We start from the raw sequence: 1,189 nt of genomic DNA on the forward strand, positions 1-1,189 counted from the left end.
AGATCTGAATGCGCCTCCGCCCCTCCGCGGGCGCAGACAAATTAACCAACAGAGCGGAATGAACCCATCACCTTGTTGGTTAACTGAATAAGGACGAGGATTTATCCTCGCAGAACGTCGACTGAGTTCTTCTGCCGTCCGACTGATCCGTCCGAGCCGCTCGCGAACGACCTCGGGATCGTCCGACTCCCACGCAGCGAGGTAGAACGCCGACCCGCTGGTGTCCAACCCACAGTAGCGCCCGACGACGTAGGCGACCGCCTTGGCCTCGACTTCGCGCTTCGCCCGCTCGGTGTCGTCGTCGACGTCGAAGTGGAGCAGGGCGTGTGCGTACTCGTGAATCAGCGTCCGCGCAAGGTCGGCCTCGTTCTCCCGATCGCGTACCTCGACGAGCGGCTGAACGTCGACGAGGCTTAGCTGCTCGCAGATGCCCTTCGCCTCGCCGTGGGTCCACTCCTCGGCTGGAACGATCCGCACCGTCACGCTGAGGTCGTCAGCGGCGGCAGTCAACTGTTCGACGAGGTCGCCGGCGTCCCCAGTCGCTTCCGTGTTCCAGGTCGGGGAGCGGTTCGCCCTCGGTCTGGGAGACGTCGAACACCGGAGCGGGCTTGAACCCCACCAGGCCCTCGGACCACTCTTCAGGCGATGTCTCGTCGTAGTCACAGTCACTGTTCTCGTGGTAGTTTGGCGAGTTTTCGCACTCTGGACACTGCTTGGTGATGATCGGCGCCCAGATCCAGATGGCCGACTCCCCCTCCTGGACGTGCCTGTCGAACTCCTCCTGCCATGTCCGGTAGCCCGCCACCCTGGTCGCCTCGGGACACTGCCGCTTGATCAGGAGCGTGTTGCGGTAGGAGTAGTCATGGAAGCGACTCTGGACGTCAAGCCACTCCTGGAACTCCGCGCTGGCCTGCGCGTCCCCTCGTTGTCGACGAGGTCGTCGATCCACTGTTCGATCGTGCTGTTCATGTCGTCGGATCGCGTGTCGGTCTGGTCGAAGGAGACCGACGAGTCTCTGGTCGTGGACATCGTGTTCACCGAATCAAGTTCACGGCGACTGCGTCTGTTCAGACCGCGCCGCACCCCTCAGGGGCGTTCAAAAAACCGCTCTGTCGGTCAGCGGAGCTCGTGGCGTTCGTCCGCGAAGCCCACCGTAACGAGGTACTCGAGGAACTCGTCGAACCGCTCG

The 1,189-nt window shown here is 62.9% G+C and carries 1 pseudogene; it reads right to left on the minus strand.

The features are described 5' to 3' along the window. Positions 1-123 precede the first annotated feature (123 nt). Positions 124-1,029, minus strand: a pseudogene (locus GJ633_RS16800) (DUF955 domain-containing protein); the annotation flags it as partial. Between the last annotated feature and the right edge of the window lie 160 nt (positions 1,030-1,189).

Source organism: Halorubrum sp. CBA1125 (genome assembly GCF_009742825.1).
Classification (GTDB): domain Archaea; phylum Halobacteriota; class Halobacteria; order Halobacteriales; family Haloferacaceae; genus Halorubrum.